Raw genomic sequence first — 14,079 nt, 5'->3', positions numbered from 1 at the left:
GAAAGTAAGAAGTTGAAAAAAACTGGCCGCCCACGTTCGATTGATCGCGATCATGTGCTGGATATGGCTGAAAAGATCGTGACAGACGGTGGCATTGTTGCTCTGACCATGGATGCGGTCGCGCAGGCCTCTGGTGTCACCAAGGGCGGTGTCCAGTATTGCTTCGGCAATAAGGACGGTCTTCTGAAAGCCATGATCGAACGGTGGGGTGATCGCTTTGACGATCAGGTTACAAAGCGCAAGCAGAATAAGAACGACGCGATTTCCCATATTGCAGCGCATATCGGCATAACACGCCAAAGCAATGCCGAAGACGATTCCCGCTTTGCTGCAATGATGGCGAGCCTTATTCCCAATACTGAGTATCTCAATGAAACCCGCATATGGTATCGCAAGCAGTGGGACGGTCTGGATGTATCCACACCGGAAGGGCGCAAAGCACGTCTTGCTTTCATTGCCAATGAAGGGGCGTTTTTGCTCAGAAGTTTCAATTTTTTCGAGCTGACGCAGGAAGAGTGGCAATCGATCTTTAATGATATCGAAGGGCTTCTACCGAAAAGCGATTGACTTCCTCGCTCTCAAAAAGGCATTCGGAATACCTGAATTAAGGAAGAAATCGTGACAGTTCATTTCATTGGAGCCGGTCCGGGTGCTGCTGATCTTATTACCGTGCGCGGCCTGCGATTGATCGAGAGCTGCCCGGTTTGCATTTATGCGGGATCGTTGGTGCCAAAGGAAGTGGTTGCCTCAGCTCCGAAAGATGCGCGTCTGGTTGATAGTTCAGCGCTCACACTCGATGAAATCATCGCTGAAATCGAAGCAGCACATGCAAAGGGCTATGACATTGCGCGCGTGCATTCTGGTGATCCGTCGATTTACGGAGCGATGGCTGAACAGATGCGCAGGCTCGATCTGCTGGGGATTCCCTATGATGTGACGCCGGGTGTGCCCGCATTTGTCGCGGCTGCTGCTGCTATGAAGCAGGAACTCACGATCCCGGAAATCAATCAGAGCATCATTCTTACACGCACATCGGTGAAATCTTCAGCAATGCCCAAGGGTGAAGACCTTGCAACGCTCGGCAAATCCGGGGCGACGCTGGTGATCCATCTTTCAATCCGCAATATTGTGAAGATCAGAACCGAACTCGAACCGCTTTATGGCGCAGATTGCCCCGTCGTGGTCGCTTATCGTGTGGGATGGCCGGATGAGCAGATATTGCGCGGTACATTGTCCGATATCGAGGCAAAGATTGTAGGGGCTGATCTCAAGCGAACGGCGATGATTTTCGTTGGGCGTGGACTTGATCCGAAGAATTTTCGGGACTCAGCGCTTTATCATGAAGCGCACAGCCACGTGGCACGATCAAAGCCCGAGGGCTGAGCGAGCAAAAGTCATGGTCTCTTCAATCGTCGCTGTAACAGTTTTTGCGGCGACTGGCGGACGGGCGATCATCATGACAGGAATGGCGAGATCGCGCGCGGCCCTGATCTTCGCATAGGATATGTCACCGCCTGAATTACGGCTGACAATCAGTCCGATTTTTCGAGCCGTGAGGAAATGCCGCTCGGCTTGATAGTCGCCCGGCCTTGCCAGAACGATTTCACAATCCTGCGGCAGCTTTACTTGTGGCGGGTCGATCATCCGAATGACAAAATGAACATCGTATCGGTCAGCAAATGGTTCGATATGCTGTCGTCCCAATGCGAGAAACACCCGTTCTTTTGCTTGGACCATCGTTGCAGCCTGCGCTTCGCTTGAAATATCAGTCCAGTTGTCGCCGCTCTCCTCTTGCCATGCAGGACGTTCCAGCCGTATCAGCTGGATGTTTGCTGTCTGTGCGGCGAGCAAAGCATTATGCGAAATGCGCGTCGCATAGGGATGTGTTGCATCGATCATGAGATTGATGCGCTCTGTTGCGAGATAGGCGGCCAGGCCTTCAGCGCCGCCAAAGCCCCCAATCCGAACTGCGCCGCTGATTGCAGCTGGGTTAGACGTGCGGCCTGCAAGCGATGTTATGACATCTACAGGGAGGGCCTCTAATGCGGGAGCAAGCTTTGAAGACTCTGCCGTGCCACCAAGGATCAGTATTTTGGGCCTAAAGGCGGGCAAGGATAGTCCCCTTGCGGTCTGTCACAATGATTTCAACTTCAACGGGCGCACCACGCAGGGTTTCGAGCGCGGTTTCCTTGGCTTTCTGAGCAATCGGCATTGCCATGTCAATGCCGATTGCCTGAGTCAATTCAAGCACTTCCATTGCCGTGTTGGCAAAGAGAATCCGGTCCTTCATGTCTTCCGGTGCACCAGCCTTTTCAGCGATAGTCCAGAGGAAACTTTTGTCGACCTGTGAGCGCGAAGAGTGCAGATCGAGTGCACCCTGCGCAAGCTTTGTGAGCTTGGCGAAGCCACCAGCAATGGTGAGTTTATCGATAGGGTGTTCGCGCAGATATTTAAGAATCCCGCCTGCAAAGTCGCCCATGTCGAGAATGGCGAAATCCGGCAGATCGTAAATAGCTTGTGCAGCATCTTCCGAAGTTGAACCCGTCGCGCCCAGAACGTGTTTCTGTCCTGCTGCACGCGCGACATCGATGCCGCGATGGATCGAATGAATCCAGGCCGAGCAGGAAAATGGATGCACGACGCCCGTTGTGCCGAGGATGGAAATACCGCCGACGATCCCGAGACGGGGATTCCATGTCTTTTGTGCAATCTCTTCGCCCCCCGGAACTGAAATCGTAATCACGAGATCGGCTGGCAAGCCATATTCCGCGCAAATCTGTTCGCAGATTTCTGTCATCATGCGGCGGGGCGCAGGATTGATGGCTGCTTCACCAGGAGGAATTTGCAACCCGGGTCGTGTAACGGTGCCTACACCTTCGCCAGCCCGAAACAAGATGCCTGTGCCGGGCGGCGCGGGAAAGATCGTGGAAATGATTGTGGCGCCATGGGTGACATCGGGATCGTCACCTGCATCCTTAACGATCCCCGCCATCGCATAGCCGTCGCCCAAACCTTCATAAGCCAGCTGAAAATAGGGCACATCACCTTTGGGCAGGATAATGCCGACTGGATCGGGGAATTCGCCAGTGATGAGCGCAGTCAATGCGGCCTTGGTGGCGGCAGTGGCGCAAGCACCCGTCGTCCAGCCACGACGCAATTCGACTTTTTCTTTACCCATTTTTTGGGCTTTATTCTTGGGAGCGGTTTCATCGTTCATGGACGCCTTATAATGTATCTGATAGCTGTGCCGCTAGTGGATTGAATCAGGCGTGTGTAATCCGACCGAAATAATCGTCGCATCGAACGTCAAACTCCAGGAATCCGCTGAATACAATTGTGGTTGATAAGATGAACGAGCCGGAACAGACGTCTGCGTGCCCAAATGAGACGCCTGCGCGCGTGGTTGCGAAGAGCAAAGTGAACTTGCCTTCGCTTCCGGCGGGGCACGTCTGGCTTGTTGGGGCTGGCCCGGGAGACCCCGGTTTGCTGACACTTCACGCTGTCAATGCGCTGCAACAGGCAGACGTAATCATTTACGATGCGCTGGTCGATGATACTTGTCTTTCGCTGAAGCGAGATGAGGCCACTGTTGAATATGCTGGCAAGCGCGGTGGAAAGCCTTCGCCAAAACAGCGCGATATTTCACTGCGATTGGTTGAACTGGCCAAAGAGGGCAAGAAGGTGTTGCGCCTCAAGGGTGGCGATCCATTTGTTTTCGGACGTGGAGCAGAAGAGGCGCTGACGCTCGTGGAGCATGGTGTGCCGTTTCGCATTGTTCCGGGCATTACAGCTGGTATTGGTGGTCTTGCCTATGCGGGCATTGCCGCAACACATCGTGATATCAACCAAGCCGTCACCTTTCTGACAGGGCATGATGCGACGGGGCTGGTACCGGGTCATATTAATTGGGAGGGTATTGCGCAGTCCTCTCCTGTTATTGTGATGTATATGGCGATGAAGCACATCGATCTCATCACATCGCGGCTGATGGCTGCCGGACGCTCTCCCGATGAGCCTGTGGCCTTTGTTTGCAATGCCAGCTTGCCGGAACAGGTGGTTCTGGAGACAACATTGGCACGTGCCGTTGCAGATGTGGAGGCGGCGGGCCTCAATCCGCCTGCAATTGTCGTTGTCGGTGAGGTTGTGCGATTGCGCGCTGGCCTTGATTGGCTTGGCGCGCAGAACGGCCGGAAACTCACAAGCGATCCGCTTCACTTGGATCAGGAAAAGCGTGGAGTGCAAAGCGTATGAATGGCTTCATGATTTCAGCCCCTGCATCGGGATCGGGTAAGACGACGATCACACTTGGCCTGCTGCGGGCACTCAAACGGTGCGGCGTGGCACTTGCTCCGGTCAAGGCAGGGCCGGATTATATTGATCCGGCCTATCATAAAGCTGCAAGCGGCGCTGAGTGCTTCAACCTTGATCCCTGGGCGATGCGGCCGGAGCTTATCAGCGCACTTTCTTCACGCATGACCGAAGGTGGTAAGCTGCTCGTCGCCGAAGGCATGATGGGTTTGTTCGACGGCGCCATGGATGGCCGAGGCTCCTCTGCCGATCTTGCAAAAATGCTTGATCTGCCGGTGGTGCTGGTTGTCGATTGTGCAAAACAATCGCATTCCATTGCAGCTCTGGTTTCTGGTTTCAGCCAGTTTCGCAAAGATGTGTTGATAGCTGGTATCGTACTGAACCGGGTGGGCAGTGACCGTCATGAAATGATGCTGCGCGAAGCATTGAAGCCACTCGGGATCACTGTGTTGGGTGCGATCCCACGCGATGAGGCACTTGTCTTGCCCGAGCGTCATCTGGGATTGGTACAGGCAGGCGAGCATGCTTATTTGGAGCGGTTTCTGGATCATGCAGCCGATGTTCTGGAAGATCGGATCGATTTTACGGCCCTTAGTCATATATGGTCGGGGCCAAAGCGTTATACGGCGATGGCCAATGTTCCACGTCTCAAGCCATTGGGAAGCCGCATTGCAGTGGCGCGCGACGAGGCATTTGCCTTTGCCTATGCGCATCTCTTTGAAGGCTGGCGCAGGCGTGGGGCTGAGATATCATTCTTCTCGCCGCTGGCCGATGAAGCACCAGATGAAAATGCCGATGCGATTTATCTGCCGGGCGGCTATCCCGAAGTTTTTGCGGGGCAACTGGCTTCTGCGAAAAACTTCGAGCTTGGCATGAAGGCAGCGGCAACAAAGGGCGTTGCCATCTATGGCGAATGCGGTGGCTATATGGTGCTGGGTGAAGCGTTGGAAGACGCCAACGGCACCAACCACCCGATGCTGGGGCTTTTGCCGCTTGAGACCAGCTTCGCCAAAAGAAAACTTCACCTTGGCTATAGGTCGCTCAAGCCGCTTGCTGGTTCTCCCTGGCAAATGCCGCTCAAGGCACATGAATTTCACTATGCGTCGATTGTGCGTGAAGGTGATGCCGAGCGGCTTTTCAAGGTACAGGATGCATCAGGTGCAGAGCACGGGGAGGCTGGCTTACGTGTAGGCTCCGTTTCGGGCTCGTTCATGCATGTAATTGATTTCAGCGGAGAAGATGCGTGAACACGCATATTGAACATGGCGGTGCACTGGATCGTGCTATCGCCCGCTTTGGCGGCAAGGCTGAAGAGTGGCTCGATCTTTCAACGGGCATCAATCCTGAGCACTTTCCTCTGCCAGATTTCACACCTGCACTTTGGAACAGGTTGCCCGATGAGGGGCTTCTGGAACGGGTTCTCGTGTCCGGGCGACGATATTACAACCTTGCCGATGATGCTCCTGTTGTGGCCGCTCCGGGAACACAAGCACTTATTCAACTGATTCCGACGCTGGTCGAGCCATCAACTGTCACTATTCTGAGCCCAACCTATCAGGAACATGCTGCTTCCTTTACAGCCGCAGGCTGGAACGTGGTTGAATGTCAGACGCTCGAAGATATTCCACACGACGCGCGTGTCGTCACAATTGTCAATCCAAACAATCCGGATGGGCGCATTATTGCGCGCCCCGATCTGCTTGATCTGGCAAGGAAACTTGGAGAGCGTGGCGGCTTTCTCGTCGTCGATGAAGCTTTTGCCGATCCGCATATCGAGGTCAGTGTTGCAGCCCATGCCGTTACCTCGCCTATGATCGTGCTGAAGTCTTTCGGCAAGTTTTTCGGTCTTGCAGGCATGCGTCTTGGTTTCTTGCTCGCAAGTGCAGAAATCGTGAAGACAGTAACACAACGGCTTGGCCCATGGGCTGTGTCTGGTCCCGCTTTGGCGATAGCCGATCATGCTTTTCAAAGTGATACAGAATTGCAAGCGTTTCGCGCACGCATTGATTGGCGGCGCGCAGAACTTGCTACTGTTCTGAAACGATGCGGTTTGAAGGAAATGGGTAGCACAGCGCTCTTCGTTCTGGTCGCTCACCCTGAGGCGCATGCGATTTATGACGCGCTTTGTGAAAAACATATTCTGGTGCGAAAGTTCGCTTACCAACCTCAATGGCTGCGCATTGGGCTTGCTGCCGATGAAGCAGCACTCGTGCGTCTTGAGCAGGCATTACGTCATATTCTGCGCTTGAAAGATTGATTCAGGGAAGTCTGACAAGACTATGGAAATAAAGCTGATTGTTCTTTCATTGGCGCTTGTTCTTGATCGTATCGTTGGCGATCCGCCACAGCTTTGGCAGCGGTTCTCGCACCCGGTTGTACTGTTCGGAAAAGCAATCAGCTGGGGTGAAAGGCGTTTCAACAACAACAATCTTTCGGTTGAAGCGCTGCGCCGCAATGGCATGTGGCTCACCATTGGGTTGGTCGCTCTTTGCGTGCTTGTCGGATTGATTGTTGAAAACCTGTTGCCGTTTCTCGGTACGGCTGGTGCGCTGGTTGAAATCGTTATTGTTGCGGTATTTCTGGCGCAAAAGAGCCTTGCTGATCATGTGAAGGCAGTGGCAAACGGTCTGCGTGAAGATGGTATCGAAGGTGGACGTAAAGCAGTTTCGATGATTGTCGGACGCAACCCCGAACAGCTGGACGAGGGCGGTGTTAGCCGGGCGGCAGTGGAAAGCCTTGCTGAAAATGCGTCGGATGGCATTGTTGCGCCAGCCTTCTGGTTTCTCATTGCAGGGCTACCGGGTCTGTTTGCCTATAAGCTTATCAACACTGCTGACTCAATGATTGGGCATCTGAACGAACGTTATCGCCATTTTGGACGTTTCGCGGCGCGTCTTGACGATGTGGTGAACTATATTCCTGCACGCCTGACTGGTTCTCTGGCTGCTTTGGCTGCCGCTTTCACGCATAATAAGGAAACGGGAAAGCGTGCATTTGGTGTGATGTGGCGCGATGCGCGCCTGCATCGTTCACCCAATGCCGGCTGGCCGGAATCAGCGTTTGCTGGCGCACTGGGATTGGCGCTTGCCGGTCCCCGTCAATATGGCACAGAGAAGGTCGAAGGGCCGATGCTCAATGGCGATGGCAAGCGTGATGCGAATGCCGACGATATTGACGCGGCAATTCAACTGTTCTGGTCAGTGATGAGCCTTATGACAGGACTCTTGATTGGCGTGAGCTTGATTGGGCTCATTACAGCATAATTAAAACTGTTAGAGCGGGTTTTGGGCGCCCCACAGGGCGAACAACGCTCTATTTCTTTGCTTCTGCGAACATTCCGAAAACCGGTTCCCACTTTTCGGGATGTTCTCTAGTCGGCTACTATGAACCGTGACCCATCATAGCGTTGCAGACGATTGGGATTGTCTGTTCGTATGCCGTTGCTGTCGAACTTAAGCGTACCAAGCGATGTCTCAAACGAGTTGTCGCGGAGAATATCGAGCAAAGGCTGCTTCTGGTCTGTTGCCTGAGTAATCGCATTCGCGGCCAACTCTACTGTGGCAAATCCGATGACCGAATAGGATTCGGGTAGTTTACCAGCCTGACTGATTGCCTCGACGGCGGGCTTTGCAGTCGAAAGATCTTGCGGCTTTAGCGGCGCAATCATGAGTGTATCTGCACTTAATGGCTGCGTGCCCGGTGCTGCATTCAAAACGCTGCCGCCTGCAATCACCAGCGGATATTTAAGCGTCGTAGCACTCGCTCCTATAGCAGCGATATCATCGCGCTCTCCTCCGACATAAACATGTGTCGCGCCAGCACGGCGCAGACGGGCAACAAGTGCATTCTGGTTTTCGAGGCCGGGTCGATAGGTATCGGTGAAAGCGGGCTGAAGTTGCTGTTCCTTGAGACTGTCCAGAACATGAGATGCGCGTTCACGACCTTCAATCGTACCGTCATCGATGACAGCGAAGGGCTGGGAGCGCCAAAGGCTGCCCAGAAAGCTACCTGTGGCGCGCGTTTCTTTCTCGATGCCGGTTGTTAGGCGAAACACCGGGAGGGGCGTGGCTGTACGTTTTTCTGTCAGCGTTGGTTCGCTTACGCCTGAGGTGATAACTGGAATATTATGTTGATTGAGCACAGGCAGCGCGGCTTCCAGCGCTTCGGAACAAAGAAAGCCAGTGGCTATCTGTACGTTGTCTTTGACGAAGGCTTCTGCGGCTGATTTTCCGCCCTCGGCATCGCAGCGATCATCCGCGACGATGAGTGCGGCATTCTTTGCCGTTGCCGCCACACGCGCACCATCAACGAGCTGATTTCCGAGCGGGGAAAATCCACCGCTCAACGGTGCTGCAATTCCAATACGTATCCCCGTCGGGTTTTCCTGCGCCACGGATGGCAGGCAAAGCATTGTGAAAGCCGATAAAGTTGCGACAAGTATCTTTGTGCAGTTTTGCGCGCGCAATTCCGGGCGGAGAACCGCTTTATGTAGTCCCGGTAATTGCAATGGTTTGATCACGCGATTTATCTTCTTCAAACATTTCATGGCTAATTGAACGAAAAGTGGGTAGCGGTTTCCTCGCCTTTGTGCAATGCCCGTATATGTATACAGGCAAACAGACATTGATCTGCGGAAGCCTGTCAGACAATACGGATGCTTGCTGACGTGCAAACAGATAAAAACATCATCTCAAATACTATGCCGGTAGAACCGAAGACTTATCGTGATGCGATGAGTCATTACGCGGGTGCGGTACAGGTTGTGACCACAGCCGGTTCTGCTGGTAGGCGTGGACTTACTTTGACAGCTTCATGCTCGGTCTCGGATAACCCGCCAACCGTGCTGATCTGCTTGCAGAAAACGCATGAAGAAAACCAGCTTTTCATCAGGAATGCGGTGTTTGCGGTGAATACGCTGGCTGGATCACACCAGCAGCTTGCAGATGCATTTTCTGGTCGCATCGGACTGACACAGGATGAGCGTTTTGACCTTGCCGCGTGGGACGTGCTCGCGACAGGAGCGCCGACGCTGAAAGGCGCGCTGGCAGTCTTCGATTGTCGCGTTATCAGCGTACAGGATCACTCCACCCATCACGTCCTGTTTGGTGAAGTTGTGGCATTGCGCTCCAATGCCGATGAAGAGGCGCTGATCTATCTCAATCGCCGTTATCATACGCTTGAGCTTTGAAAGTGCTGTTGGGAGGAAAAATGCGCAAACGGGCTGGATTATTTGCAGGGCTTTTGCTGGTCTTCGCCAGTTCTGCCTTTGCACAGGGACCGCTTCCGCCTTTCAAGGATGATTATTTTGCTTATCCAGCTGTTCTGAGTAGCGCCGATAATGGCAATTATAAAGTCATTGATTACAATGAAATGCGCGATATCAACGGTCGCGATGCAGTGCCGGAAAAGCGCGTCAAGGATGCCTATGTTTCGCTGAAAGCGCGTGCCTATCAAAAAGATGTCGTGTTTCAGACCGCGGCAGGTCCGGTAAAGGCGATGGCTGCCGGAAAGCAGCAAGGCGCTGCTTTTATCGTCATCTATCTGCACGGACGCGGTGGTAATCGCCTGCAGGGCATGAATGATTTTACCTTCGGAGGCAATTTCAACCGTGTGAAGAATTTGGTGGCGCTCAACGGCGGACTTTATTTGACGCCGGACTTCAAGGATTTTGCAACGACTGGCGAAGCGCAGATAGCGGGTCTCATTGAAGCTGTAAAAGCTACCTCGCCATCCGCGCCACTTATCCTCGCTTGCGGATCTCAGGGTGGGGCCCTCTGCTGGCGCATCGCTTCCAATGAAAAGGCGGCTGCTCAGCTTTCAGGTCTGATCTTGTTGGGATCATTGTGGGACAATGATTTTTTCAAATCACCTGCATTCAAAAGGCGTGTGCCGGTATTCTTCGGGCATGGCAGTCGCGATCCGGTTTTCGCAATTGACAAGCAGGAAGCTTTTTATCGCGATATACGCAAGAATGTGCCCGGTTATCCTGTACAGTTCCGTCGATTTGAAAGTGGTAATCACGGTACGCCTATCCGCATGAGCGATTGGCGTGAGATGTTGAACTGGATATTCACGAAACAATGATGACGCTGTTGTGGATGCGAATCGAAAAACTGGCAATGTGGCCTTCCTGCCACTCGACAATCGGCTAAAACCGAATAGTTATCTGAATTAAAATTTTAGCTATTCAGCAAATCCTATGAGGTTGACCATGTACGGACGCGCCCGCACCGGAGCCCGTTTCCTAGTTATCGCAATGCTGGCCCCGTTGGCTGCTGCTTGTACAACAACCACGCAGAATGCAACGGTTCCCGGCAAGTCCGAGGCGCCAGTCACTGCGTCCACGATATCGCTGCCACGCTTCGTTCCAACCTCAACGGTTGATTCTTCGCTGGCACAGCCTTGCATTACAGCAGCTGCCAATAAGTATTTCCTGCCTGAACGCGCGATCAGCGCTGTCAATTCCCGTCCGGGTGCAGGTGGTGGCACAGATGTCGACCTGAAGGTTGATCTGCGTACCGCCGTTTGTCAGGTTTCGGCTGGCGGCGCAGTGCGCTCTGTTGTCGATACTTCGCCAAAGAGTGCAGACCAGGTCGCAGCCGAAGCTGCCGCAGCACAGACCGCATCAGCGGCTCCAGCTGCACCGAGGAAGTCGAAGAAGAAGTGATTCAATAAACGGATCTAAAATACTGAGAAGGCAGGGAAATCCCTGCCTTTTTGTTTTTTAGTTATCCGGTTTGTCGCCATACCAACGCGGCGTATAGACCCATTCTCCACCATTCATGCGCGGGAATCGCTGCGTGTGGGATGATCCGACAATAACCACCGTGCGCATATCGACATCGTCTAGCGTGAGTTCTCCCAACGTTGTGACGCGTGTGGTTTCTGCGGGCCTGCCAATGTCGCGACCAAGCACGACAGGCGTTTCTGCTTTGCGGTGCATGCGAAGAATTTCCAGCGCACGGCCAAGCTGATGTGGTCGGGCTTTGGAAATGGGATTGTAGAATGCCATGGCGAGGTCAGCCTCAGCTGCAAGTTCCAGTCGCTTCTCGATTATATCCCAGGGCTTGAGATTATCGGAAAGCGATATGATACAGAAATCGTGCCCCAGAGGCGCACCAATGCGTGATGCTGCTGCCATTGCAGCCGAGATACCCGGCTGAATGACGAGTTCTACACCATGCCATGCCGGATCAGATGATTCATGCAGCGCTTCTACCACTGCTGCTGCCATGGCAAATACCCCCGGATCTCCGGAAGAAACCATCACCACATCACGGCCTGAAGCCGCGAGTTCAAAAGCGTGGCGCGCGCGCTGCATTTCTTCGCGATTGTCGGTCATATGTACAATCTGGTCGCCACGGAATGGTCCCGCCATACACACATAGGTTTCATAACCAAGCACATCTTCGGCGCGTTCCAGATCATGCTGAACGGCAGGTGTCATCAGCTCTCTCGAGCCGGGACCAAGACCGACCACAGTCAGCTTGCCGCGCTTTCGTCCGATGAAGAGAACATCCGCAGGGGTTGCTGCAATGGCGAGCGTCAAGGTTTCGGCATGAATGCGCTGAACAGGATTTTCAACTGAGGCTTTAACAATATCATTCGTGCCCGTAACAAACCGCAATGGCGTTTTGAGTGCCCGTGCTGCCTGCTGAATATGCTGTGACCCGCAATCTTTTTCATGGGCGAGAAGAAGTGCAAGGGAATCTCTGGATAGTCCCACATTATCAAACGCTTGTTCGATAAGACCCGCGAGGTTTTCCGTTGGATATTCAATAGCGATTACGATCGAGCGTGGATGGAAGATCAGTTCATTTTCCTGGGGCTTACGCGTTTCAGGTGTGATGCTGATCACCAATTGTCCATTTTCATCGAAAGGCAGCTTCGCGGAAGAGAGCCAGCGGGATTGCCCATTGATGTGTAGCGTTTTGCCAGCAAGCAAATCAGACATGAAGCGCTTGGCATTTTCGGGGTTAGCGAGCGTCAGTTCTGCTGGTGGGTGCAACAGATTGATGCCAAAGCGTAATTCTCCGGTGGTGGTGATCGCTGGAGCAACTTTGAGGGCCTGAGCGATAGTTCGCGCCAGATCGTTGACGCCGGAAAGACCACCAAGCAACGGCACAACTGCACTGCCGTCTTCCGCAACGGCTAAAACCGGCGGTTCTATCCGTTTGTTTTGCAGCAGAGGTGCCAGCGCCCGGATGATGATCCCAGCAGCGCATAGTGCGATGATCGGACGGCCTTCCTCGTAGAATGCACGTATCGTATCGCCAAAATGTGCAAAGCTTTTATCCGCACTGGTGACACGATTTTCCAGTCCAAGAACTTCAGCGTTCCCAAACACAGACTGCACATTGCGCGCTGTGGCAGTCGCAGCTTCGCCAAGAACGAGAATGGCCGCTTTCATGCACCGTTCCATTTTTTGCCGGGAACCAGAATGATCGAGAAATACGGGCAGTCGCTGCCACTGACTTCCGCCAATGGTGCAATGCGCTGGTTCTGCATGGTTGCGCGCTCGATATAAAGTGCACGATCCATCAACCCAAGCTCACTGAGAACATCTCGAACCTTGTCGAGATTTTTGCCAAGTTTCATGATGGCGGCGGCTTCTGTGCCAGCGAGGCGATGTTTCAGTTCCTCAGCACTCATGACGCCGGAAAGAATGGAAAGCGTCTGATTGCGATAGACCAGCGGTGCACCAAGCACGGCAGCAGCACCCAAAACCGAGCAAACGCCGGGTACGACTTCGGTTTCGTATTTTTCGGCCAATCGGTCGTGGATATACATGAACGAGCCATAGAAGAACGGATCGCCCTCAGCGATAACAGCTACGTCGCGACCAGCCTCAAGATGATCTGCGATTGTCGCAGTAATCTCGCTGTAGAAATCGCTGACAATCTGCTCGTAATCCATGTGAGCGGGCAGTTTTTCTGTCGTGACTGGATAGATGAGTGGTACCAGCGTTTGCTCTGCTGATAGATAGCTTTCCACGATCGTCAGCGCATTGCCTTTTTTGCCCTTGGCTGCATGGTAGGCGACGACGGGCACGGATTTGAGCAATCTGAGTGCCTTGAGCGTGATGAGTTCAGGGTCGCCGGGCCCGACGCCCAGACCATAAAGCTTACCTTTTTGCGTCATTATTCACGCTCCGAAGCAAGTGCATTGACAGCTGCTGCGGTCATGGCGCTGCCGCCGCGACGTCCGCGCACGATGACGAAGGGCACCCCGCGGCTGTTTTCAGCAAGCTCGTCTTTTGATTCCGCCGCTCCCACAAAACCGACCGGCATACCAATAATGAGCGCAGGTTTTGGTGCTCCGTTATCCAGCATTTCCAACAGACGAAAGAGGGCAGTGGGCGCATTGCCGATGGCGACTATGCTGCCTTCAAGATGCGGAAGCCATAAATCGAGTGCGGCGGCAGAACGTGTGTTGCCAATCTTCGTTGCGTGTTCTGCAACAGAAGGATCATTCAATGTGCAGATAACTTCATTGTTGGCTGGCAGGCGCAAACGCGTGATGCCTTCAGCAACCATACGTGCATCGCAAAGGATTGGCGCGCCAGCCAGGAGAGCGTTGCGTCCAACTAAACCTGCATTTTCAGAGAAGACGAGATCGTCGACAATATCGACCATGCCGGATGCATGGGCAACACGCACAGCAAGTTTTTCCAGATCGGCGGGAATGCGGCTCAGATCAGCCTCGGCGCGGATAATTGCGAAGGAACGGTCATAGATGGCCTGTCCATCGCGGATATAATCTGTCATTGGG

General features: G+C 53.5%; 15 protein-coding genes. 9 read left to right on the top strand and 6 right to left on the bottom strand.

Features of this window, described 5'->3' with window-relative positions; all coding sequences use genetic code 11:
- Positions 1–12 precede the first annotated feature (12 nt).
- Both CEV32_RS12990 and cobM read left to right on the top strand, forming a co-directional pair.
- A complete protein-coding gene (locus CEV32_RS12990; protein ID WP_235818817.1) occupies positions 13–567 on the top strand; it encodes a TetR/AcrR family transcriptional regulator in 555 nt (184 codons plus the stop codon).
- Positions 568–618: 51 nt separating this feature from the next.
- Complete coding sequence (gene cobM / locus CEV32_RS12985) at positions 619–1,383, top strand: precorrin-4 C(11)-methyltransferase (RefSeq protein ID WP_094577548.1); 765 nt, start codon at positions 619–621, stop codon at positions 1,381–1,383.
- Here the strand turns inward: cobM and CEV32_RS12980 are convergent.
- Both CEV32_RS12980 and CEV32_RS12975 read right to left on the bottom strand, forming a co-directional pair.
- On the bottom strand, positions 1,366–2,112 hold the full coding sequence (locus tag CEV32_RS12980) for a cobalt-precorrin-6A reductase (protein ID WP_094577547.1): 747 nt from the start codon (positions 2,110–2,112) through the stop codon (positions 1,366–1,368). The genes cobM and CEV32_RS12980 overlap by 18 nt on opposite strands.
- Positions 2,099–3,217 carry a cobalt-precorrin-5B (C(1))-methyltransferase gene (locus CEV32_RS12975; protein ID WP_094577546.1) on the bottom strand — a complete coding sequence of 373 codons (1,119 nt, stop codon included), beginning with the start codon at positions 3,215–3,217 and terminating at the stop codon, positions 2,099–2,101. Before CEV32_RS12975 ends, CEV32_RS12980 begins: the two co-directional genes overlap by 14 nt.
- A gap of 131 nt (positions 3,218–3,348) precedes the next feature.
- On the opposite strand from CEV32_RS12975, the gene cobA reads away from it, so the two are divergent.
- Genes cobA through cbiB form a run of 4 tightly spaced genes read left to right on the top strand, consistent with a single transcriptional unit; the run spans position 3,349 to position 7,571 of the window.
- Positions 3,349–4,251 (top strand): uroporphyrinogen-III C-methyltransferase, encoded by a 903-nt coding sequence (cobA, locus tag CEV32_RS12970; RefSeq protein WP_094577860.1) that lies wholly within the window; start codon positions 3,349–3,351, stop codon positions 4,249–4,251.
- The gene (locus CEV32_RS12965; RefSeq protein WP_094577545.1) at positions 4,248–5,555 is read left to right on the top strand and encodes a cobyrinate a,c-diamide synthase; all 1,308 of its coding nucleotides are present in this window, start codon (positions 4,248–4,250) and stop codon (positions 5,553–5,555) included. The genes cobA and CEV32_RS12965 overlap by 4 nt, the downstream gene beginning before the upstream one ends.
- Complete coding sequence (cobD, locus tag CEV32_RS12960) at positions 5,552–6,565, top strand: threonine-phosphate decarboxylase CobD (protein WP_094577544.1); 1,014 nt, start codon at positions 5,552–5,554, stop codon at positions 6,563–6,565. The genes CEV32_RS12965 and cobD overlap by 4 nt, the downstream gene beginning before the upstream one ends.
- Before the next feature lie 22 nt (positions 6,566–6,587).
- Entirely contained in the window at positions 6,588–7,571 is a 984-nt protein-coding gene (cbiB, locus tag CEV32_RS12955; RefSeq protein WP_094577543.1) for an adenosylcobinamide-phosphate synthase CbiB, read from the top strand.
- Between the two features lie 107 nt (positions 7,572–7,678).
- Here the strand turns inward: cbiB and CEV32_RS12950 are convergent, their stop codons facing one another.
- The gene (locus tag CEV32_RS12950) at positions 7,679–8,932 is read right to left on the bottom strand and encodes a branched-chain amino acid ABC transporter substrate-binding protein (protein ID WP_374882900.1); all 1,254 of its coding nucleotides are present in this window, start codon (positions 8,930–8,932) and stop codon (positions 7,679–7,681) included.
- Between the two features lie 42 nt (positions 8,933–8,974).
- Between CEV32_RS12950 and CEV32_RS12945 the strand changes: the two genes are divergently transcribed.
- The 3 genes from CEV32_RS12945 (at position 8,975) to CEV32_RS12935 (ending at position 10,975) form a co-directional block, all read left to right on the top strand.
- Positions 8,975–9,496, top strand: a complete 522-nt coding sequence (locus CEV32_RS12945) for a flavin reductase (RefSeq protein ID WP_094577859.1) — start codon at positions 8,975–8,977, stop codon at positions 9,494–9,496.
- A 20-nt stretch (positions 9,497–9,516) separates the two neighbouring features.
- Entirely contained in the window at positions 9,517–10,392 is an 876-nt protein-coding gene (locus tag CEV32_RS12940; RefSeq protein ID WP_374882898.1) for an alpha/beta hydrolase, read from the top strand.
- A 127-nt stretch (positions 10,393–10,519) separates the two neighbouring features.
- Positions 10,520–10,975 (top strand): hypothetical protein, encoded by a 456-nt coding sequence (locus CEV32_RS12935; RefSeq protein ID WP_094577541.1) that lies wholly within the window; start codon positions 10,520–10,522, stop codon positions 10,973–10,975.
- A gap of 57 nt (positions 10,976–11,032) precedes the next feature.
- On the opposite strand, the gene cobJ is transcribed toward CEV32_RS12935, so the two are convergent.
- From cobJ to CEV32_RS12920, 3 genes are read right to left on the bottom strand one after another with little or no spacing between them, the layout of a single operon-like run.
- Entirely contained in the window at positions 11,033–12,718 is a 1,686-nt protein-coding gene (gene cobJ / locus CEV32_RS12930) for a precorrin-3B C(17)-methyltransferase (RefSeq protein WP_208620849.1), read from the bottom strand.
- Positions 12,715–13,449, bottom strand: coding sequence for a precorrin-2 C(20)-methyltransferase (locus CEV32_RS12925; protein WP_094577539.1), 735 nt, complete (start codon positions 13,447–13,449; stop codon positions 12,715–12,717). The genes cobJ and CEV32_RS12925 overlap by 4 nt, the downstream gene beginning before the upstream one ends.
- Entirely contained in the window at positions 13,449–14,075 is a 627-nt protein-coding gene (locus tag CEV32_RS12920; protein WP_094577538.1) for a precorrin-8X methylmutase, read from the bottom strand. Before CEV32_RS12920 ends, CEV32_RS12925 begins: the two co-directional genes overlap by 1 nt.
- Between the last annotated feature and the right edge of the window lie 4 nt (positions 14,076–14,079).

This window comes from Brucella rhizosphaerae (genome assembly GCF_002252475.1).
GTDB classification, from domain to species: domain Bacteria; phylum Pseudomonadota; class Alphaproteobacteria; order Rhizobiales; family Rhizobiaceae; genus Brucella; species Brucella rhizosphaerae.
Note: the sequence above shows the minus strand (reverse complement) of the source record. Positions and strands in the feature narration are given on the sequence as shown.